The organism is Massilia scottii (genome assembly GCF_030846495.1).
In the GTDB taxonomy this organism is placed as follows: domain Bacteria; phylum Pseudomonadota; class Gammaproteobacteria; order Burkholderiales; family Burkholderiaceae_D; genus Telluria_A; species Telluria_A violaceinigra.
In genome coordinates this window covers 21,907-43,249 of the sequence record NZ_JAVCWM010000033.1, presented here as the reverse complement: position 1 = coordinate 43,249, position 21,343 = coordinate 21,907, and the positions used below count along the sequence as shown (strand labels likewise).

Annotated in this window: 17 protein-coding genes and 1 tRNA gene; 12 read left to right on the top strand and 6 right to left on the bottom strand. The window is 58.7% G+C overall.

Going from position 1 to position 21,343, the window contains the following annotated elements; genetic code table 11:
- Positions 1-80: 80 nt before the first annotated feature.
- The 3 genes from murI to RBA41_RS29445 are packed head-to-tail and all read right to left on the bottom strand — an operon-like array spanning position 81 to position 3,193.
- Positions 81-989 (bottom strand): glutamate racemase, encoded by a 909-nt coding sequence (gene murI / locus RBA41_RS29455; RefSeq protein ID WP_306627962.1) that lies wholly within the window; start codon positions 987-989, stop codon positions 81-83.
- 32 nt (positions 990-1,021) lie between these two features.
- Positions 1,022-2,563, bottom strand: a complete 1,542-nt coding sequence (locus RBA41_RS29450) for a fumarate hydratase (RefSeq protein ID WP_306627931.1) — start codon at positions 2,561-2,563, stop codon at positions 1,022-1,024.
- Positions 2,564-2,578: 15 nt separating this feature from the next.
- Positions 2,579-3,193 carry a YqhA family protein gene (locus RBA41_RS29445; RefSeq protein ID WP_306627930.1) on the bottom strand — a complete coding sequence of 205 codons (615 nt, stop codon included), beginning with the start codon at positions 3,191-3,193 and terminating at the stop codon, positions 2,579-2,581.
- Between the two features lie 292 nt (positions 3,194-3,485).
- Between RBA41_RS29445 and acs the strand changes: the two genes are divergently transcribed.
- The 10 genes from acs (at position 3,486) to RBA41_RS29395 (ending at position 16,485) form a co-directional block, all read left to right on the top strand.
- Positions 3,486-5,486, top strand: coding sequence for an acetate--CoA ligase (gene acs, locus RBA41_RS29440; RefSeq protein WP_306627929.1), 2,001 nt, complete (start codon positions 3,486-3,488; stop codon positions 5,484-5,486).
- Positions 5,487-5,598: 112 nt separating this feature from the next.
- Positions 5,599-5,689 (top strand) — tRNA-Ser (locus tag RBA41_RS29435).
- A gap of 246 nt (positions 5,690-5,935) precedes the next feature.
- The gene (locus RBA41_RS29430; protein ID WP_306627928.1) at positions 5,936-6,091 is read left to right on the top strand and encodes a hypothetical protein; all 156 of its coding nucleotides are present in this window, start codon (positions 5,936-5,938) and stop codon (positions 6,089-6,091) included.
- A gap of 124 nt (positions 6,092-6,215) precedes the next feature.
- Positions 6,216-6,539 carry an HVO_A0114 family putative DNA-binding protein gene (locus RBA41_RS29425; RefSeq protein ID WP_374709617.1) on the top strand — a complete coding sequence of 108 codons (324 nt, stop codon included), beginning with the start codon at positions 6,216-6,218 and terminating at the stop codon, positions 6,537-6,539.
- 77 nt (positions 6,540-6,616) lie between these two features.
- Complete coding sequence (locus RBA41_RS29420) at positions 6,617-9,160, top strand: type I restriction-modification system subunit M (protein ID WP_306627926.1); 2,544 nt, start codon at positions 6,617-6,619, stop codon at positions 9,158-9,160.
- Positions 9,153-10,472 (top strand): restriction endonuclease subunit S, encoded by a 1,320-nt coding sequence (locus RBA41_RS29415; RefSeq protein WP_306627925.1) that lies wholly within the window; start codon positions 9,153-9,155, stop codon positions 10,470-10,472. The genes RBA41_RS29420 and RBA41_RS29415 overlap by 8 nt, the downstream gene beginning before the upstream one ends.
- Positions 10,473-10,583: 111 nt before the next feature.
- Positions 10,584-11,639, top strand: coding sequence for a PDDEXK nuclease domain-containing protein (locus tag RBA41_RS29410; protein ID WP_306627924.1), 1,056 nt, complete (start codon positions 10,584-10,586; stop codon positions 11,637-11,639).
- Positions 11,636-14,899 (top strand): type I restriction endonuclease subunit R, encoded by a 3,264-nt coding sequence (locus RBA41_RS29405; RefSeq protein ID WP_306627923.1) that lies wholly within the window; start codon positions 11,636-11,638, stop codon positions 14,897-14,899. The genes RBA41_RS29410 and RBA41_RS29405 overlap by 4 nt, the downstream gene beginning before the upstream one ends.
- Positions 14,896-15,606 carry a M48 family metallopeptidase gene (locus RBA41_RS29400; protein ID WP_306627922.1) on the top strand — a complete coding sequence of 237 codons (711 nt, stop codon included), beginning with the start codon at positions 14,896-14,898 and terminating at the stop codon, positions 15,604-15,606. Before RBA41_RS29405 ends, RBA41_RS29400 begins: the two co-directional genes overlap by 4 nt.
- A gap of 393 nt (positions 15,607-15,999) precedes the next feature.
- Positions 16,000-16,485, top strand: coding sequence for a VOC family protein (locus tag RBA41_RS29395; RefSeq protein WP_306627921.1), 486 nt, complete (start codon positions 16,000-16,002; stop codon positions 16,483-16,485).
- A 9-nt stretch (positions 16,486-16,494) separates the two neighbouring features.
- On the opposite strand, the gene RBA41_RS29390 is transcribed toward RBA41_RS29395, so the two are convergent.
- The gene (locus tag RBA41_RS29390) at positions 16,495-17,625 is read right to left on the bottom strand and encodes an acyltransferase family protein (protein WP_306627920.1); all 1,131 of its coding nucleotides are present in this window, start codon (positions 17,623-17,625) and stop codon (positions 16,495-16,497) included.
- Between the two features lie 148 nt (positions 17,626-17,773).
- On the opposite strand from RBA41_RS29390, the gene RBA41_RS29385 reads away from it, so the two are divergent.
- A complete protein-coding gene (locus tag RBA41_RS29385) occupies positions 17,774-19,066 on the top strand; it encodes an IS701 family transposase (protein WP_306627919.1) in 1,293 nt (430 codons plus the stop codon).
- Positions 19,067-19,314: 248 nt separating this feature from the next.
- On the opposite strand, the gene RBA41_RS29380 is transcribed toward RBA41_RS29385, so the two are convergent.
- Positions 19,315-19,776: a cupin domain-containing protein gene (locus RBA41_RS29380; RefSeq protein WP_306627918.1), complete on the bottom strand. Its 462-nt coding sequence runs from the start codon at positions 19,774-19,776 to the stop codon at positions 19,315-19,317.
- A gap of 172 nt (positions 19,777-19,948) precedes the next feature.
- Here RBA41_RS29380 and RBA41_RS29375 point away from each other — a divergent pair, with 172 nt between their 5' ends.
- The gene (locus tag RBA41_RS29375; RefSeq protein ID WP_306627917.1) at positions 19,949-20,704 is read left to right on the top strand and encodes an ATP-grasp domain-containing protein; all 756 of its coding nucleotides are present in this window, start codon (positions 19,949-19,951) and stop codon (positions 20,702-20,704) included.
- Positions 20,705-20,743: 39 nt separating this feature from the next.
- On the opposite strand, the gene RBA41_RS29370 is transcribed toward RBA41_RS29375, so the two are convergent.
- Positions 20,744-21,112: a hypothetical protein gene (locus RBA41_RS29370; RefSeq protein WP_306627916.1), complete on the bottom strand. Its 369-nt coding sequence runs from the start codon at positions 21,110-21,112 to the stop codon at positions 20,744-20,746.
- Between the last annotated feature and the right edge of the window lie 231 nt (positions 21,113-21,343).

Here is a 21,343-nt window from a genome sequence, read left to right as displayed (position 1 = left end):
GTATGCTTCCCGAACAGAAAAAGATTATACAAACATCTGGGCGAACTGGCAAATCAAAATGCAGGGAAAGCGAAATATTTTCAAATTATCACTTCGCGAACGGGCGCGTCGACGCCCAGCAAGTTGGCAAATGCGACCGACAGCGCCGTTCCGCTGGCGCTGGTATAGCCTTGCAGGGTCGCTGCGGCGGCAATGCCGATGGCAGCCACCGCCACGGCCACGCTATCCGGCGCCGCTGCGTCATCGCTGCCCTGATTGAGCAGCCCGGCGCTACCCAGCAGACGCGCCAGTTGCCGCGCCACCGCGTCGCCGGTGTCGATCAGCACGATCTCGCGCGCTGTCGCCCCGGCGATGACCTTGCCGAGCGTCGCCAGCACGAACGGATAGTGCGTGCAGCCCAGCACCAGCGTATCGGCACCCTGATCGATCAAGGGCACCACATAGCGCTCCAGCAGCGTCCTGATCGCGTCCGACCCCAAGTCGCCCAGCTCGATCTGGTCGACCAGGCCAGGGCACCCCTGCAGCAGGAACTGGGCACTGCTGGCCGCGCTGATCTGGTCGCGCAGCAGCAGGAACTTGGCGCCGGCGATGGTCACGCTGGTCGCCAGCACGCCCACCTTGCCGTTGCGCGTGGCCGCCGCGGCCGGCTTGAGGCCCGGCTCCACCCCGACGATGGGCATGTCGGGATAGTGCGCGCGCAGCACCTTGATGGCGGCCACCGTCGCCGTATTGCATGCCACCACCAGCGCCTTGGCGCCGTTGGCTACCAGAAAACCCGCCACCGCCAGCGAGCGCTCGGCCACCACGCTTTCCGGCTTGTCGCCATACGGCGCAAAACCGGAATCGGCGAAGTACAGCAAATGCTCATGCGGAAGCTGCGCGCGGATATGGCGCAGGACCGACAAGCCACCCACGCCGGAATCGAACACGCCGATCGGCGCGGTAGCCGACGCGGTAGCCGACGCGGTAGCCGAGGCCGTGGCCACCATGGGGACGCTCGCGTTTGTCACTCGTTCGTCGCTCAGGCCACGCTGACAGGAATCTTGCCGACGCTCGACAAGGATTCAATCTTCGCTGCCCATTCCTTAGGACCGGTGTTGTGCACCGAAGTTCCGTTGGAATCGACCGCCACCGTGACCGGCATGTCGATCACGTCGAACTCGTAGATCGCTTCCATGCCCATGTCGTGAAAGCCGAGCACCTTGGCGCTCTTGATCGCCTTCGACACCAGGTAAGCGGCGCCGCCAACCGCCATCAGGTAGGCCGACTTGTGTTTCTGGATCGATTCGATCGCCGCCGGACCGCGCTCGGCCTTGCCGATCATGGCGATCAGGCCGGTTTTTTCGAGCATCATGTCGGTGAACTTGTCCATGCGGGTGGCGGTGGTCGGACCGGCCGGGCCGACCGCTTCATCGCGCACCGGATCGACCGGGCCCACGTAATAAATCACGCGGTTCTTGAAGTCGACCGGCAGTTCCTCGCCCTTGGCCAGCATGTCCTGGATGCGCTTGTGCGCGGCGTCGCGCCCGGTCAGCATCTTGCCGTTCAACAGCAGGGTCTGGCCCGGAGTCCACGAGGCGACTTCCTCTTTCGTCAAGGTATTCAGGTCGACGCGGCGCGATTTTTCGGTGTCCGGGGTCCAGTGCACGTCAGGCCAGGTCGACAGCGCCGGCGGCTCGATGTAGCTCGCGCCCGAGCCGTCCAGCACGAAGTGCGCGTGGCGCGTGGCGGCGCAGTTCGGAATCATTGCCACCGGCTTGGACGCCGCATGGGTCGGGTGCATCATGATCTTGACGTCGAGCACGGTCGTCAGGCCGCCAAGGCCCTGGGCGCCGATGCCCAGCGCATTGATCTTGTCGCACAGCTCGATACGCAGTTCTTCAGTCTTGTTCTGCGGGCCGCGCAGTTTCAGTTCGTACATGTCGATGTCGTCCATCAGCACTTCCTTGGCCATCAGCATGGCTTTCTCGGCGGTGCCGCCGATGCCGATCCCGAGCATGCCCGGCGGACACCAGCCCGCGCCCATGGTCGGCACGGTTTTCATGACCCAGTCGACCAGCGAGTCGGACGGGTTGAGCATGACGAACTTGGACTTGTTCTCGGAGCCGCCGCCCTTGGCCGCGACCTTGACGTCGACGGTGTTGCCTTCGACCAGTTCCATGTGGACCACGGCCGGCGTGTTGTCCTTGGTGTTCTTGCGCTCGAACTGCGGGTCGGCCACGATCGAGGCGCGCAGCTTGTTGTCGTCGAAGTTGTAGGCGCGGCGCACGCCTTCGTTGACGGCGTCGGTGACGGTGCCGGAAAACCCGTCGAAGCGCACGCCCATGCCGATCTTGAGGAACACGTTGACGATGCCGGTATCCTGGCAGATCGGACGCTTGCCCTCGGCGCACATGCGCGAATTGGTCAGGATCTGGGCGATCGCATCCTTGGCGGCGTCGCTTTTTTCCGACTCGTAGGCGCGCGCCAGGTGGGCGATGTAATCGGCCGGGTGGTAGTAGCTGATGTACTGGAGAGCGGCCGCAACCGATTCGATCAGGTCTTCCTGCTTGATGATAGTCATGAGATTCTCGTTGGCTTAGTGGGGTGTCTTGGACTGGTTCTGGGTGCCGATCATGATGCGGTCGGTATAGGCGATGGCCAGTGCCGAGAACAGGAACACGATGTGGATCACGGTCTGCGCGATCAGCACCTTGGGTTCGTACGCATTGGCGTTAATAAACGTCTTGAGCAGATGGATCGATGAAATGCCGATGATCGCCATGGCCAGCTTGGTCTTGAGCACCGACGCGTTCACGTGCGAGAGCCACTCCGGCTGGTCGGGATGGCCTTCCAGATGCATGCGCGAGACGAACGTTTCGTAGCCGCCCACGATGACCATGATCAGCAGGTTGGAGATCATCACCACGTCGATCAGGCCCAGCACCACCAGCATGATGGTCGCTTCGTTCAGCTTGGTCGCCTGCCTGGCGCCCGGCACGGTGACCGCTTCAAAAATATGCTGCAGCGCCGCCTCGTTGCCGAATACGGCACCGATCAGATCCTTGAGTTCAACCCAAAAATGGAAAACATACACGCACTGCGCCAGGATGAGCCCCAGATACAGCGGCAATTGCAGCCAGCGGCTCATGAAAATGAGGTTGTTCAAGGGCGTCAGTTTCTGACGCTCTTTGGGTAAAATCGGTTCAGACATAAATGCTTGGCTCCAGAATAAGGCAAAAATTTTCGCTGCGTCATTTTACCAGCGCTTGGCCCCGCTGCAGATACCTGCCGCGGTCTGACAATGTATTGATCTGGCGCAAACCACAGGCAATCGCCTCGGCGTGAATATTGATCTTGTCGTAAATGCAAGTGACCATACCGCTTCTCGGCGCTATCCATGTTTTAATGTCTCGTTGACCTTATTCGCTGATGTGCAACGTAAGGGCGCAGTAAGCGAGCGGGACTATGGTTTTAGCAAAACAACACCACCAATGGAGACCAGCATGGCAGCAACAGATTCCACCCAGCAGGACAATCAAGGCTTGCAAGAAAGCCGCGTGTTTGCGCCGCCGTCCGACTTCGTCGCCAACGCCGCCATTTCCGGGATGGATGCCTACAAGGCGCTGTGCGCGGAAGCGGGGGCCGATTACGAAGGTTTCTGGGCGCGCCTGGCGCGCGAGAATCTCGAGTGGCACAAGCCATTCACCTCGACCCTGAACGAAACCGATGCGCCGTTCTACAAATGGTTCGAGGACGGCGAGCTGAACGTGTCGTACAACTGCCTCGACCGCAACCTCAAGAACGGCAACGCCGACAAGACCGCAATCATCTTTGAAGCGGACGACGGCACCGTCACGCGCGCGACGTACCAGGAGCTGTACGAGCGCGTCTGCAAATTCGCCAACGGCCTCAAGGCGCGCGGCATCAAGAAGGGCGACCGCGTCATTATCTACATGTCGATGTCGATCGAAGGCGTGGCCGCCATGCAAGCCTGCGCGCGCATCGGCGCCACCCACTCGGTGGTGTTCGGCGGCTTTTCCGCCAAATCGCTGCAGGAGCGCATCATCGACGCCGGCGCGGTGGCCGTCATCACGGCCGACGAGCAACTGCGCGGCGGCAAGCACCTGCCGCTGAAAAGCATCGTCGACGAAGCGCTGGCGCTGGGCGGCTGCGAGAGCATCAAGAACGTGATCGTCTACAAGCGCACCGGCGGCAACATCGCCTTCACCGAAGGGCGCGACCTGTGGCTGCACGAGCTGGTGGCCGACCAGGCTGCCGAGTGCGAGCCGGAATGGGTGGGCGCCGAGCATCCGCTGTTCATCCTGTACACGTCCGGCTCGACCGGCACCCCGAAGGGCGTGCAGCATTCCAGCGGCGGCTACCTGCTGTGGGCCGCGCTGACCATGAAGTGGAGCTTCGACATCAAGCCGCAGGACGTGTTCTGGTGCACCGCCGATATCGGCTGGGTCACCGGTCACAGCTACATCGCCTACGGCCCGCTGGCGGTGGGCGCGACCCAGATCGTGTTCGAAGGCGTCCCCACTTATCCGAATGCCGGGCGCTTCTGGGCCAATATCGCCAAGCACAAGGTCAGCATCTTCTACACGGCGCCGACGGCGATCCGTTCGCTGATCAAGGCGGCCGATGTCGACCCGGGCGTGCATCCATCCAAGTACGACCTGAGCAGTCTGCGCCTGCTCGGTTCGGTGGGCGAGCCGATCAATCCGGAAGCCTGGATGTGGTACTACAAGAACGTGGGCGGCGAGCGCTGCCCGGTGGTCGATACCTTCTGGCAGACCGAAACGGGCGGCCACATGATCACCCCGCTGCCGGGCGCGACACCCATGGTGCCGGGTTCGTGCACCTTGCCGCTGCCGGGCATCATGACCGCGATTGTCGACGAGGCCGGCGCGGATGTGCCGAACGGGCAGGGCGGCATTCTGGTGGTCAAGCGGCCGTGGCCATCGATGATCCGCACCATCTGGGGCAATCCGGAACGCTTCAAGACCAGCTACTTCCCGGATGAACTGGGCGGCAAGATGTACCTGGCGGGCGATGGCGCGATCCGCAACAAGGATACCGGCTACTTCACGATCACGGGCCGCATCGATGACGTGCTCAACGTGTCGGGCCACCGAATGGGCACCATGGAAATCGAATCGGCGCTGGTGGCCAATCCGATGGTGGCCGAGGCGGCCGTGGTGGGCAAGCCGGACGATACGACCGGCGAATCGATCTGCGCTTTCGTGGTGCTCAAGCAGGCGCGCCCGACCGGGGAAGAAGCCAGGAAGCTGGCGCTGGAGCTGCGCAACTGGGTGGCCAAGGAAATCGGCCCGATCGCCAAGCCGAAGGAAATCCGCTTCGGCGACAACCTGCCCAAGACCCGCTCAGGCAAGATCATGCGGCGTTTGCTGAGGGTGCTGGCCAAGGGCGAGACCATCACGCAGGATGTCTCGACCTTGGAAAATCCGGCCATTCTGGAGCAGTTGAAGGAAGCCTCGTAAGGGGGATTGGCTGCGGCGCACGCAGGCGAATATGCGTGCGGCGCAAATTTCTTCATACTTCGCAGAATCTTTGCTATAATCTGCGGCTTCGCGAAGGCGGAGATGTAATGCAGGAGAGATGGATGAGTGGTTGAAGTCGCACGCCTGGAAAGCGTGTATAGGTTCATAGCCTATCCGGGGTTCGAATCCCCGTCTCTCCGCCAGGAATAAAAGAAAGCCGCCCTCGGGTGGCTTTTTTTGTATTCCTGGGGGGAGGAGGAGAGCCTCTGCGGGCTCTTTGGCAGGGATTCGAAGCCTTGCGCATATTTGCGCGAGGGCGGCCTGCGGGATGTAGGCGAATTCCCGTTTCTCCGCCAAGGACAAATTAGTTGGTTTCTGGAGATCCCAGGAAGTCTCAAAAAAACCGCCTTTAGTCTATGCTAAAGCGTTTTCTCATTTCAGGACGTCCCATGCTGTTGGATAAATGGAATAACGAAGGTATCAGCACAGGCACTCTCAAGAATCGTATGAGCGCACCGCGCTGGGGTTCTGGGAAGATCGGCAAGGACATTGTGATCCACGCTGGAACGCCGACTAAGGGCATGGTTGCTGCGTTGCCGGTGTGAGGGCCGGGCACGAAGTCTTGGCACTGTAGACTGTTGATCGCAGCTTCTACTGCTACGTGATGGCACTTCGTGAATTTATCACCCACTGATACAATTAAATTTTGCGTCCAAGACTCGCCTATCAATGAAGCATTGTGTGATCGGTATCCTCCTGTCCGACGCGTCCGAACCTGTCCGATCAGGGAGTGAAGTGCCCACGGTCTGGTTCGCTTCAATGGCGTCGCTAGCCGCCGTGCTGTCTGACGACAACCGTGCCCTGTTGCGCCTCATCCATGAACGGCAGCCGAAGTCGCTCACTGAGTTGGCGGCATGGGCCGGTCGCAAGGTACCCAACTTGTCGCGCACGCTGCGCACAATGGCCGGCCATGGGCTGGTCGAACTCAAAAAGAACGCCCGCGACGTGCAGCCCATCGCGCTCGCGATCAAATTTCTGGTGGTGGTGGACTGAGCCATCCCGCAACCAAGAACAGAGAAGTAGACTAAACGATGTCAGCTACCAAACTTACACTTTCCCGCCTTGAAAGCTTGCTGCTCACTGCCTGCGATGACCTGCGCGGCAACATGGATGCCAGCGAGTACAAGGAATACATTTTCGGCATGCTGTTCCTCAAGCGAGCCAGTGATCTGTTCGATCAGCGTCGTGACGAAATTCGACTGGAAGGCAAAGCTGCCGGTCTGTCTGATGCCGACATCGCGCTCAGCCTTGAAGACCCGGACCAATATTCCGGTAAATACTTCTACGTGCCGCCGCGCGCCCGCTGGAACGAACCATGGATCGATGACGCGGGCAATCAACAGCCGGCGCTCAAACACATTAAGGAAAACGTGGGCTCCATGCTCAACAAGGCGCTGGAAGCACTGGAAGAAGACAACGCCGACGCCTTGCAGGACGTGCTTAAGGGTACCATCAACTTCAACCGCAAGATCGGCCAAAATACGCTGGACGATGACACGCTGGTCGACTTCATCCAGAACTTCGAAAAAATCCCATTGCACGATGATGATTTTGAATTTCCCGATCTGCTCGGCGCCGCTTACGAATGGCTGATCAAACACTTTGCTGATTCGGCCGGCAAGAAAGCGGGTGAGTTCTATACCCCGGCTGAAGTGGTGCGCATCTGCGTCGAGATCTGCGACCCTAAGGAAGGCATGAGCGTATATGACCCCACCGTGGGTTCCGGGGGCATGCTGATCCAGGCACGCGACTACCTGCGCGAATGCGGCTCTGATGCGACGGAGCTGTCGCTCAACGGTCAGGAAAAGATGGGCACCACCTGGTCCATCTGCAAGATGAACATGCTGCTGCATGGCATCTCCCACGCGGACATCCGCAACGCAGACACCCTGGCCGACCCGCGGCACAAGGACGAGAGCAACGAGCTCAGGCGCTTCGACCGTGTGCTGGCCAACCCTCCATTCAGCCAGAACTACGCTCGCACGCAGTCCAAGGACGATGGCAGCGGCGCCAAGAAAAAAGTCACTATTGCTTACCCTGGCCGTTTCCATGTCTGGATGCCGGAAAAAGGCAAAAAGGCCGACCTGATGTTTGTACAGCACATGCTCGCCGTGCTCAAGAGCGACGGCCGCATGGCCACCGTCATGCCGCACGGCGTGCTGTTTCGTGGCGGTGAAGAACGCGAAGCCCGGCAATACTTCATAGACAAGGGATACCTGGAAGCCGTTATTGGCCTGCCCGGCAACCTGTTTTATGGCACCGGCATCCCTGCCTGTATTCTGGTGCTCAACAAGGCTGCCGCCGCGCAACGCGACCATGTGCTGTTCATCAACGCCGATCGCGAATACCGCGAAGGCAAGGCGCAAAATCACTTGCGCCCGGAGGACATCGACAAGATCGTGCACGCCTACCGCGCCGGGGACAACATCACCGCCTACGCCCGGCGCGTACCGGTGGCCGACATTCGGGCCGAGGACTACAACTGCAACATCCGCCGCTATGTGGACAATGCCCCGCCGCAGGAGCCGCACGACGTGCGCGCCCACCTGCACGGCGGCGTGCCGGTGAATGAGATCGACGGTTTTGCGCACTTTTGGCGGAACTATGCGGGCCTACGAGACAGTTGCTTCACGCCCCGCGCCATGCCGGTGCGGGGCTTAGCGTACGCCGACTTCAGCCCTGAGCTGCAAGACAAGCGCGCCATTGCCGGGCACGTCACCGCCCATTCAGGTGTGACCCAGCGACAAACGCAGTTCATGGGCGAGCTGCAAGCTTGGTGGAAACAACACTTGCCCGTCGTGGAGGCGCTGGCGCCGGATGTCGAGAATCAGCACGCGAGCACCCGCAACGTCTATGCCGTTCGCGCCACGCTACTCGACAGCATCGAGCGGACCTTTGCCGATCAGGATCTGTTGAACCGCTATCAGATTCGCGGAGCCTTCGCTAATTACTACAAGCAACTCGCCTCTGACTTCAAATCCATCGCCGCCAGCGGCTGGGGGCCGGAGCTGATACCTGATGAGGACATCCTGCAAAGCCAGTTTCCGCAGGTGCTTGCTGAACTCGAAGCGCAGCATTCTCGCCTGGCCGAACTGCAAGCGCTGTTTGCCGCCGCCGGCGAGGAAGATTTTGAAGATGCCGACGATACCGGGGTGTTACCCGCCGATGAGGTCAAAACCCTCAAGGCCAGCCTGAAGGAAGCCAAAGGCATGATGAAGCTGGCCAAGCGTGACAGCAGCTTCGGTGACTGGAATAGCTTCCAGCACGAGATCGTTCATATCGAAGCTCAACTGGCACGCCATAAGTTGCTGGAGGACGAAGCGAAGGTGCTGAAGGCAGCGATCAAATCCACCCAGGCCAAAAAGGATGAGCTGGTTGAGCAGGCGCGCCTCAAGATTAGTAAGGACGAGGCTCGCGTCGTCATCGTCGAGCGTCTGGGCCAAGTGCTGTTCGACAGCTACCGCCAATACCTTCGCGCCGATCAGCGCGCCTGCATTACCGCCATCGAATATCTGTCGGGAAAGTACGCAGTGACAGCCAAACAGATTGAGGCGGAACGCGAAAATGCCGCGCAGGCTCTGCAGGTGTTTTTGGTGGAGTTGGGGTATGAGTGAGATTGACGGAGACGGCTGGTCGGTGTCCAGTTTTGGGGCACTTTGCCTTCGTATTGTAAATGGCGGTACCCCTGATACCGGAATTGCTACGTATTGGAATGGTGAAACACCGTGGATCACCGGTGCGGATTTTACAGAAAACGGCATCGGGGAGTTCAGGCGCTATGTATCGGATGAGGGAATCCGCAGCAGCACAACGTCAGTTGTTAAACAAGGAAACCTGTTAGTTGTCACTCGCACCGGCGTAGGCAAACTTGCTATCGCGCCTTGTAATATTGCAATCAGCCAAGATATCACTGGCATCTACATCAACGCTGAAAAGGCAGGGGCAAATTTTGTTTACTATCTGCTCAGTCGGGAGCTTGATGAGCTAAAGAAACTAAATCAAGGCACTAGCATCAATGGAATTATTCGATCCGACCTCGAAAAGCATATCGTTCGACTTCCTGCATCGAAGACTGTCCAGAATAAAATTACCGCCATTCTGACCACTATCGATAGGGCCATCGAAAGAACCGAAGCCCTGATCGCCAAATACCAGCAGATCAAGGCTGGCCTGATGCGCGACCTGTTCACTCGTGGTGTTCTCCCCAACGGCAAACTGCGCCCTCCACGCAGCGAAGCTCCAGAGTTATATTATGAAGCAGCGATTGGGTGGATTCCGAGGGAGTGGACAGTTTCGGGTCTAGCTTCGAAAGGCCGTCCTGGCACGAGTTGGATACGAACAGGTCCATTCGGATCAGCATTGAAAGGCGAGCACTGGCGCAGCCACGGGCATCCTGTCATCACGATTGGTGCGCTAGGTGAAGGGGTATTCACCTCTGAGGAATTGTTATTTGTGACTGTGAAAGATGCTTCGCGGCTGCTCGACTTCCAATTGAAGCCTGATGACGTAGTTTTCTCTCGTGTTGCTGACGTTGGTAGATCGGTTGTTGTACGCGATGAACAGGCTGGTTGGATCATGTCGTCAAACCTGATGCGTATCGCAGTTGATAAAAGGAGCGCCCGGCCCGACTTTCTCCAGATGGCGTTGGCTGGCGATGAGCGAATCAAGGCGCAGATTCGTGAACGTGTAAATACCGGTGGACGCGATGTGGCAAATAGCGAGGTATTGAACCAACTTCGTTTTGTTTGGCCGGATATTAGTGAACAAGATCGAATCATTGCGCTTTCGAGTCATGCAAGCCGCAATTTAATTTTGGAACAGCAAAATGCAGCCAAATTCCGTCTCCAAAAACTCGGTCTGATGCAAGATTTGCTTACCGGCAAGGTGGCTGTGAAGGTGGGTAACCCGGAGGCCGACTGTGGGTGACAAGCTGACGATCAAGCTCGATGACCCCCCCTTCCTGCGGATGTTAGAGAGAAGGGGTTTCGAGTACACTGACGCAGGGATGCCGGAAGTTCGCGACAAGGAGGCAACGGCATGAGCGCTGCCTCCCCTGTGTCCCTGAGGCCACCGCCCAGCGGCTATGCCGAATGGCTGGTTGATCTCAAAGGCCGCATTCACACGGCGCAGCAGCGCGCCGCGCTGGCCGTCAATCGTGAACTGGTGGGACTGTATTGGCATATTGGCAGCGAGATTCTGGCGCGGCAGGCGAAACAGGGCTGGGGTGCACGGGTGATCGACCGGCTGGCGCAGGATCTGCGCAGCGCCTTCCCGGACATGAAGGGCTTTTCGCCACGCAACCTGAAATACATGCGCGCGTTTGCCCAGGCATGGCCCGAACCTGAATTTGTGCAGCAGGTTGCTGCACAATTGCCGTGGTTCCACCTGTGCACCCTACTTGACAAGCTGAAAACCCGCGCCGAGCGCGACTGGTATCTGGTGCAAGCTGTTGAACACAATTGGTCGCGCAATGTGCTCGCGATCCAGATTGAAACCCGATTGAAAGATCGTAGTGGTACGGCGCTAACCAATTTCGACGCGCGCTTGCCCAAGCCTCAGTCCGATCTGGCCAGGGAATCTCTCAAAGACCCCTATCGATTAGACTTTCTGGGGCTGGGCAAAGAAGCTGAAGAACGCGACATCGAATCGGCCCTGGTTCAACACATCACCCAATTTCTGCTGGAGCTGGGCGCAGGGTTTGCCTATGTGGGGCGGCAGGTGCATGTGGAAGTCGGCGGCGACGATTTTTTCATCGATCTGCTGTTCTACCATCTCAAGTTGCGCTGCTATGTGGTTGTCGAGATCAAGGCTGGCAAATTCAAGCCGGAACATCTGGGGCAGCTCGGCTTTTATCTGACCGCCGTGGATGCCCAAATCAAGTCGGAACACGACGGCGCCACGATCGGCTTGCTGCTGTGCAAAACCAAAAACAAGGTGGTGGCCGAATACGCCTTGCGCGACAGTAGCCGCCCCATGGGAATCGCCGAGTATCAGTTGATCGAGTCGCTGCCCACCACGCTGCAAACCAGCTTGCCCAGCATTGAACAGATTGAGCAAGAGTTGACGGATGGCGGTGAAGAGGAGCAGGAGTGAGCGAATATGCGGAAGTCGAGCTTCCCTTCCTGACGCAACTGGCTGGGCTGGGCTGGACGGTCATTGATCAGGGCGCCGGCATCCCGCAGGAGGCCGGGCCCAGCCTGCGCGCCAATTTTCGCCAGTGGCTGCTGCCGGAGGTGTTCGATGAGGCTGTGCGCGCCATCAACCGCGACGACGACGGGCGTGCGTGGCTGACGAACCGGCAGCTGGAAGACCTGCGCAGCCAACTGCAACGCCAGCCCAATCGCACCCTGCTGGAAGCCAATGAAGCCGTTCAAGCGTTGCTGTTCAAAGCCCAGGTCGATGCCAACGAGCTGACCGGGGAGGCCGACCCGATAGTGCGCCTGATCGATTTCCACGTCCCCGAAAACAACCGGTTCCACGCCATCAATCAGTTCCGTATCGACACGCCAGGCTGTGTGAAGGCGTTCATCATTCCCGATATCGTGCTCTTCGTGAACGGCATTCCGCTGGCCGTGGTGGAGTGCAAGAAAGGCTCAGAGACCTGCGCCAATCCGATGCAGGAAGCCTTTACGCAGTTGCAGCGCTATATGCGCCGGCGCCAGGAAACTGAACGCGCCGGCCTGAAGGAAGGCGAACCGCGCCTGTTCCACAGCAACCTGCTGCTGATCCGCAGCAGCGGGATGGAAGCCGACTATGGCACGATCACCTCGGGCGCGGAGCATTTTTACGCTTGGAAAACGCTGTATCCGCAGGATGATGCAGGTCGGGAAGGCTTGTGCGCGCAGCAGCAACTGATCGCGGGGATGCTGACCAAACCCAATTTGTTACAGATCTTGCGCACCTGCGCGGTGTTCATGGACACCGATGCCGGACCGCGCGTCAAGGTAGTCTGCCGTTACCAGCAGTTTCGCGCCGCCGGCAAGATCGCGCAGCGTCTGCGCGACGGCGGCACGGCCATGGAACGCAGCGGCGTGGTTTGGCACACACAGGGTTCGGGAAAATCGCTGACGATGGTGTTCCTGGCGCGCATGCTGCGTGCTAGCCGTGACCTTGCCGACTACAAGATCGTCCTGGTTAATGACCGGCAGGACCTGGAGGAACAACTAGCCGCCACGGCCACGTTGATCGGCGGACGGGTAAATGTGATCGAAAGCCGTGTGGGTTTGCGGCTGCATCTCGCCACCGACAGTTCCGACGTCAGCATGGTGATGGTGCACAAGTTTCAGGAACAGAAGCAAACGCTGAGCAATGTCGTGGCAGAGGCGCTGGGCACGTATCTGGCAATGCCGGCGGGCAAGGCCTTCGGAGTGGTCAACACCTCGGAGCGCATCATTCTGATGATCGATGAGGCACACCGCACGCAGAGTTCAGACCTAGGCGATAACCTGTTCGAAGCCTTTCCCAACGCCGCGCGCGTTGCCTTCACCGGCACACCGCTGATCACCGAGCGTCACGGCGAAAAGAAAACGCACAAGCGTTTCGGCGAGTGCATCGACATCTACCGCCTGATGGATGCGGTAAACGATGGCGCCACGCTGCAAATCCTCTACGAAGGCAAGACGGCCGACAGCGCACTGAATGAAAAGCATGCCTTCGACACGGCGTTTGAAGACCTGTTCAAGGACCGCAGCGATGAGGAGTTACTGGCGATTAAGAAGAAATACGGTGCCACTGGTGACATCCTGGAAGCCGAAAACCGCATCAACGCGATAGCCCGCGATCTGGTCGCGCACTATGTCGACAACATCTTGCCCAATGGTTTCAAGGCGCAGGTGGTATGCCATTCCAAGCTGGCCTGTGTGCGCTACCAAGTCGGTATCAACGCTGCGCTGAGTGAGCGCATTACCAGGGAGGTAGCGCAGGCCGCACCCGATGTGGCTCTGATCAAACGCCTGCGCTTCTTGAAAACCGCCGTCGTGATGTCCAGCGATGGCACCAACGAGGCCGCCTATATCACCCACGCCCGAAAGCAGGCGCAGCGGATGAATGCGGTGGAGAATTTCTGTCGTGGTTTTGATCCGGATGACCCCGACAAGGAGTACACCGGTATCGCGTTCCTGATCGTGTGCGACATGCTGTTAACCGGTTTCGATGCGCCCATCGAGCAGGTGATGTATATCGACAAGAAACTGCGCGAACATACCTTGCTGCAGGCGATAGCCCGTACCAACCGGGTCAAGACGGGTAAGCAGCGGGGGTACATCGTCGATTACATCGGCTTGGCCAACCACTTGACGGACGCGCTCACCTTATATGCGGCCAGCGACGAGTTGCAAGAACTGCGCGACGGGATGCAGAACATCAGCTCCGAACTGCCGGTGTTGGAGGAACGCTATCAACGTCTACTGCAGCATTTCACAGCTATGAGTGTCAAGAACATCAAAGGCTTCGTGAATGGCGAATTGCCTAATCTGGATGCTGATGCGGTCGCGGTACACGCGGCGGTCAAGGCCCTGAAGGACGACAGGAAACGGGCCGACTTCGAGGTATATTTCAAGAAATTCCTGATGAGTCTGGACATCATTCTGCCGCATAGTTCGGCTCAGCCCTATCGGGTGCCGGCTAAGCGCTTTGGCTACATTCTCCAAGTGTGCAAGGAGCGCTACAAGGACAGCAGTTTAGATTTAGGCAACGCTGGCGAAAAGGTGAAGGCGCTGATCAACGAGCATCTGATCAGCCTAGGCATCAACCCAAAGATACCGCCTGTGGAATTGTTGGCCGAGGATTTTCTGGATAAGCTTAACCGCCACGCCGGTCAGAATAGTGAGGCCAAGGCCAGCGAGATGGAACATGCCATTCGCAAACACTGCACTGTACACCACGATGAAGATCCTGCGTTCTACAAGAGCCTGTCTGAGAAGGTCGATGCACTGATCGAGAGGCATCATGACGAGTGGGAGTTACTCGCGGAGAAGCTCGCTGCATTGCGTCAGGAAGCTATCGTTGGTCGTCAGCAGGGCGAAGACGGCATGAGTCGCGAGGCCACGACATTCTTCGAACATCTTGTTCAGGTTGGCTTTGCCAGCGGTTCCGTCAATGAAGCGGACAAGCCGACTTTCAAGGCGTTGATGGAAACCACAGTGGAGATTCTTCAAGAAACCATCGCCAGCATCGACTTCTGGCACAATCCCGATAAACAAAAACGGGTACGTGGCTTGCTAAAAACAGAGATAGCCAAAGCTGGTATCGAAGAACTGAAACAGAACCGCGAGCGTGTCGCCGTCGAGATCATGAAACTTGCCAAAAACCGGCACGACGAGCTCGTCAAGGTAGTCCGGATGGGAGATGCATGATGCAATTACGACGGGTGCGTGACATCGAATATCAGCTTTTGCCGGGGGCTGACCGGCAGACCACCGACATCGTCATTGAACGCAATGGCATGATTACTGTGCGCCCACCCAAAAAAATGACTCCGGAGCAGGTCGATGAAACGGTACTCAGTAAGCGCATGTGGATTTATCGCAACCTGGTGGAGTGGCGTGACCTCAACGCCACGCGTGTTGCCCGTGAATGGGTCAGCGGCGAGTCCTTCCTCTACCTCGGAAGCCACTACCGCCTGCAGCTTGTTGTAGAACAAGATGAACCGCTCAAACTGAAAGATGGTCGATTCTGTTTATTGAGATCTGTTGTCGAGTCCGGCGGCCGCGAAGCCGCCCATCAGGCCTTTGAGGACTTCTACAGGGAAAAAGGGCTGCCTCGTATCAAGAAACGGGCAGCATACTTCGCCCCAAAGGTCGGCGTTGCAATGAACTCGGTGCAGCTCAAGGAGTTGGGGTATCGGTGGGGAGCGTGTCTGACAAATGGTGACCTGCATTTTCACTGGAAGTGCTTGATGGCACCTCTCACCATCATCGACTACATTATCGTTCACGAATTGTGCCATTTGCGTCACCGCAATCATTCGGATGCCTTTTGGAACGAAGTGGACAAAGTGCTACCGGACTATCGCGAACGCAAGGACTGGCTCAAAGTGCGCGGCGCGGAGTTGGATCTTTGATGATCCGCCGGGGCGAAATCGCATTGACTCTATTCTTTCCGCTGGTGTTTAAGTGGCGGGAAGAGGGGATTGGGGGGACATACAATGTTGGTGCGACTGAAATCAAGCATCCATTCGCCCTCCCATCCAAGATTTGAATCCCCCGGCTCTTCCGCCAAACTACAAGCGAACTCTCATTGCAAGGCTGCAGGTCCGCTTTTCCGATAGTAAAGAATTTTGTTGAGTCAGGGGGGCGCTAATATGCTGTTGAGGGACTGCCGCCTTACATGAATGTGCTGCATTGACGAATCCCGACAACGGCATTAGTCTCCTACGACGGACCAAGGTCCCCTCATACGGCTTTGGTTTTTCGCGGCAATGGATGCCCGGGTTCAACTCTTCAGGAGGCACGCAATGACCAGCAAAAACACGATCTGTCTTTGGTACGACGGTGACGCCGTCGATGCCGCAAACTTTTACGCAGAAACCTTTCCCGACAGCGCAGTCCATGCCATCCACCGCGCACCGGGCAACTATCCGGATGGCAAAGAGGGCGATATACTCACGGTCGAGTTCACCGTCGTCGGCATTCCATGCCTCGGGCTCAATGGCGGCCCGCATTTCAAGCACAGCGAAGCCTTCTCTTTCCTGATCGCGACCGATGACCAACCCGAAACTGACCGCTTGTGGAACGCCATCGTCAGCAATGGTGGCCAGGAAAGCGAATGCGGCTGGTGCAAGGACCGCTGGGGATTATCGTGGCAGATCGCTCCGCGCGTCCTGACCGACGCAGTATTCGGCACGGACCGCGCCGCGGCCAAGCGCGCGTTCGATGCGATGATGACGATGAAAAAGATCGATATCGCCACGATAGAACGGGCAGTGCGTGACCAGGATTGATTCGGCTTATTAAATGAATGCCGTGCGCGACGACGCTACCTCAGTGACGGATTGCATGGCGCGTCCCAAGGGAAGCTCCACGCACCGGTGAAATGCGGCGCCCGCCATCAGGCTGGCACCCCAGGCAACCAGCATGCCCAGCGCCTGATAGTGCGGCTCAGGCGGCACGAAACGGGTAAACGCGGCATTCATGACGAGGCATACCGGGAAATGGATCAGGAATACCGAATAAGAGATCTGCGCGAGACGATTCACCGCAGACATGCCCCAGTATGAATACGATCCGGTGCGCGCACGGCCGAACAGGAACAGTACGCACGCCACCACCAGCGCCACCGCAATGCGCAGACGGAAGTCCAGTGCCAGCGCGATCAGCGTTGGCAACACGATCATTGCCACCAGCAGCGCAACCGCGCGTGGCCGCCGTGCCGGATCGCTGGCCAGCCAGGCCATGATGCCGAGCCCATAGCTCCCGAAGAAATAGGGCGCCCATTCATCCCACTCGGGATCGCGATTGAAGTACAACAGCGACATGCTGATCCCGATGACAATCACGGCAGGCATCAGCCAGGGCCGCAATAGGCCGCCGGAAAAACGTCCGCACAGCCAGACCAGCAAGGCCACCACTGCATACAACTGGAAATCGATCGCGACGTACCACGCCCCTGCCGACAGGGAGTCGTAACCCAGCACGCCCTGCAGCAGCAGCGCATGCGCCGCCAGTTGCATGAAATCGGGCGGAGCGGAGATGGAATCGTGCGTCATCCATCGGTTGGCCAGGGCAGAAGCGGCAACGGCGAACAGGATTGCCACCATAAATGGCGGAACCAGCTTGGCATATCGTCGCCACACGGTTCCCAGGGGATTGATCAAGCCCGGCTGGCCTTTTGGGAACAAGGATTTGGCGACGAGAAATCCGCCGATCACGAGGAAGACCTGCACCGCGATGCGCGCGAATGAATCCAGCCAGTCGATTACGTCGGGCATCAGGGGCCGCGCGTAGTCCGCCATGGGGCCGTAGAAGGCCAGGTGGTGCAATACGATTAATTGTGCCGCGATGGCTTTTAACAGATTGATGAGTCCAAACTGACCCGGAGCGCGTGCCTTGGCACCGGATACTTTTTCTACTACGACAGCCATGCAAACCTCTTCCAAAACCTCGACCGCGCAAGCTGCGCATCGGTCGACACCGGCCAGTCATAAGCAATGACTGCTGTTAATCTTACTGTGTCACAAATTGAATTATGTGCGTATACTGTTGAACTGTCTATAACGGCAGGAGACGGGAATGGCGAATTTGGCTGAGCTGGATATGTATCTTGAGCGACTGTGCGGCGCGTTAGGCCACATGGATCGCAGGGCAAGTCTGAAAGACTACTGTCAAGGGCTGATGCTGCCGATCGCGCGCAAGAGCGTCGAGCCATTGGCTGCGCACATCAACCCGACGCAGGTACGCGCCAAACACCAGTCGCTTCACCATTTTGTGGCGAAATCGGCGTGGTCGGACAGCGCCGTGTTGGCATCGGTGTGCGATCACGTCAAACCGCTGCTTGCCACCGATACCGGACATTATTGGATCATCGACGACACTGGCTTCCCAAAGAAAGGCAAGCATTCGGTGGGCGTGGCGCGGCAGTACTGCGGGCAATTGGGCAAACAAGATAATTGCCAGGTGGCCGTCAGTTTGTCGCTGGCTACCGAGCTGGGTAGCATACCGATCGCCTATCAACTCTATCTCCCCAAGGACTGGGCAAGTGATCCGATCCGCCGAGGCGTGGCTGGCGTGCCGGAAGGGATCGCCTTTGCGACCAAGCCCGAAATCGCGCTTGAGCAACTGCGTGGCGCGCTCGCGTCTGGCACGCCGCCGGGCGTGGTGCTGGCCGACGCCGGCTACGGTGACGAGACAGCATTTCGCGATGGCATCACAGAACTGGGCATGCTGTATGCGGTTGGCATCCGGCCGGCGACCACGGTGTGGGCGCCAGGCACCGCGCCGCTGCCGCCCAAGGCATGGAGTGGGCGCGGCATACGACCGACGCGGCTGCGACGCGAGGCCGGCAATGAGCCGGTTTCCGTGAAAGCATTGGCGTTGTCGCTGCCGTCGCAAGGCTACCGCCCGGTCACATGGCGGGAAGGTTCCAATGCCAACCTGTCCTCTCGCTTCGCCGCCGTACGGGTGCGCCCCGCCCACCGGGACTACCTCGGCACCGAGATGCGCGCCGAGGAATGGCTGCTGATCGAATGGCCGGAGGGTGACGCGGAGCCGCTGAAGTACTTCCTCTCGACAGCGCCCTGCGATGCGACGCTTGAGCAAATCGTGTTCGTGACAAAAATGCGTTGGCGAATCGAGCGCGACTATCAGGAACTGAAGCAAGAGTTCGGACTCGGGCACTACGAGGGGCGCGGTTGGCGCGGGTTTCACCATCACGCCACGTTGTGCATCGCCGCTTACGGCTTTCTGACCTCGCAGCGCCTCAATCATCCTGGCGTCAAAAAAAACTCTGCAGGGCCAGAAGCACCTGGCTTACCCGACGATTACATCCCTCGAGGAAGCAGGACGAGCGCAACGTCATGTCCCTGACTCCATTACAACGCTGCGCGCGCTTATCGCCAGTGCAATCACAACACAACTACAGCGTTGCCCTTGCTGCTTTCAGATCAAGTTAATTTTGTGACACAGTAAGATTAACAATTTGTTAGCATAGCGTATGCTGTCAGACTGTGGCGTATGGATGAGTTACCGGATGTTACGCGGCTGCGCCCGAAATCCGGGCCGCGCTGCGCTTTACAGGGCCGCGCAGAAACGTCGTAGTCGGGCAGGAATGAGCTTCAATCTGGACTCGATGCGGGTTCTCCGGCAGTGTTCATCCAGATGTCGTCAGGCAGTGAGCGGTCGCGGTGGCACACCCGATCATGGTCGGGATAGGTGATCCTGTCGACGGGAGCGCGGGTGCCGACCACCAGGCAGCGCGTTGGCGATGCGCTGCGATTCCACAGAAAATGGCCGACCGCGTCGCCTGCGCGGAAAGTCGCCGCGTCGCCGGGCTTGAGGATTGTTTCAGCATCGCCTTCGACCAAGGTCACGTGGCCTTCCAGGACGTAGACCATTTCATCTTCCGCGCTGTGCCAGTGCTTGATCGACGAGCGCGTGCCCGGTTGCAGCACTTCCACGAAGGCGCCGAACTGCGTCAGTCCGCCGGCTTCTGAAATCCAGAGCGTCTGGTTAGGTTCGGCCAATCCCTCGACCAAGCCTTCTTCTTTGATAAAGCCATCAGGCGTTAGCGCGGTCATGCGTGTATTCCTTTCATCAGTGACAGGGACGAGACGGTGAGTCATTATTGAATGCGAGCGCGACAGAGCTTGCGCAGGGCCTGATTTTACGCTGAGCGCTATTTTTGTTGTCTTACGTTGGCGCGGCTGCGACACTGGGCGGTCGTGGGCATCAACCTTATTTGGAACCGTCATGCATTGGGTTATTCAACAAAGTATTTTCAAGCCGGGCAATTACCAGTTGCTGGTGAATGCGCTCGATACGCTCGGCATTTCCCATACGTCGGTCGCCATTGCGAACGGGACGTTCGACATGCATCCCGATGTGAATCCGGAAGGGAAGGTCTACGTCTGCGGCGCCATCAAGCTGGCCAGGATCGCCCGCGACAAGGGCTGGGTTCCCGGCAGTTTGTTGAATGAGAATTTCAAGTTCGATATCTGGCTGGAACAACTCGGCTCCGAGCTGCTCAATCACGACATCGCGACCGGCACGCTGGTGGACGTTCGCACCGGCCATCTGGCGAAGTTCTTTATCCGCCCGTGCGAAGATAACAAGGCGTTCGACGGCATGGTGATGGACAGCGAGATGCTCGCCGACTGGCGGCGCGATCCGGCCAAGGCGCAGCTGCAAAAGATCGACGTCATCGTCTCGCCGGTCAAGGAGATCTATCGCGAGTACCGCCTGTTTATCGTGAACCGCAAGGTGGTGACCGGCTCGCTGTACCGGATCGGTGGCCGCGCGGAGATATCGCCCGACGTGGAAGACGATGTCCTCGACTATGCCCGCGGCGTGATCGACACATGGACCCCGGCGCAGTCGTTCGTCATGGATGTCTGCCTGACGCAGGACGGACTGAAGGTGATCGAATTCAATAACATCAACAGCTCGGGTTTTTACGCGATCAATGTTCCCAAGTATGTCGAAGCGATTCAAACACACTACGGCTAGGGTCGACGTTGTCTGAATGCAGCGTAGCGTGGATCCGGCTTACGCGCAGACGCTGGCCAGGAAATCGGCCACGCTGGCTTTTTTCAGAATCAGGCCGGAGGCGGCCGCATACGGATCGAACTGGCGCTGCATTCCGCCAGGGAAGGGCACCCGCACGCTGATCCGCTCACCGTCGACCTGCACCGACGCATTTGCCGTATCGAGCAGATACTGCGAAATGAACGCGCCCACCAGACCCACGAAAAACCCCAGATCCTCGCGCGCCACCGTTTGCGCCTGCAGCCACTGGCTGAACGGCCCACGCAAGGCGTCCAGATCGAGCGGTTCGCCCGGCGCATGCAATCCGGTCTGGGTCAGCACTGCATCGAGCATCGGCCGGGCTTCTTCGAGAACTTTGTACGGGTCCATGTTTCTTATATGAGTGTGGGAGCGGGCCGGCGGCCGCGCATTCGGGGCGCCATCATACCATCGACGGGCAAGCGCGCCCGGGCGCGGCGAGCGGCGCAGGGCCTGCGCGCGCTGGTCGCCACGGCCGGATCGAAGCGGTAGAACGCGGCTGCTATTACCGGTTGCGATGGATCAGCTCCCGTGTATCATCGGCTTGTCTTTATGTAATCGTTATACTTTTCCCTGCACTGT